The organism is Streptomyces thermovulgaris (assembly GCF_002155915.1).
Classification (GTDB): domain Bacteria; phylum Actinomycetota; class Actinomycetes; order Streptomycetales; family Streptomycetaceae; genus Streptomyces; species Streptomyces thermovulgaris.
Window position 1 is genome coordinate 1 of record NZ_MUME01000453.1, and the last position, 447, is coordinate 447.

The 447-nt window shown below is 73.9% G+C and carries 1 pseudogene; it reads left to right on the plus strand.

Going from position 1 to position 447, the window contains the following annotated elements:
- Positions 1-223: 223 nt before the first annotated feature.
- Positions 224-447, plus strand: a pseudogene (locus CCN35_RS26220) (hypothetical protein); the annotation flags it as partial.

Sequence of the window (447 nt, forward strand, 5' to 3'; positions counted from 1 at the left end):
ACCGGGACCCCCGTCCCCCGGATCCCCCGGAGCCCGCGCCGCCGACTTGCGCGCGCCCGTCCCCGCGTTAGCGTCGAAACCGGTGGACGCCCCGAAGAAGGAGCAGGCGATGGGCCTGAAACGGTGGATCGGCGCGTGGCCGGTGTACCGGCAGATCACGGGAGCGGACCGGCTGGGGCGCGGCAAGGCGGCCGAGTCCCGGCGCTCGGCGGGGCTNNGCTCCCAGCGCGTCTATGTGAAGGACGAGCGGGTCGTCCAGATCGAGGGCAACCCGGACAGCCCGGTCTCCCGGGGCCGCCTGTGCCCCAAGGGGTCGGCCAGCAAGCAGCTCGTCACCGGCCCCCAGCGTGAGCGGAAGGTGCTGTACCGCCCCCCGTACGGCACCGCCTGGCAGGAGCTGGACCTCGACACGGCCATGGACATGGTGGCCGACCGGGTGCTGGACGC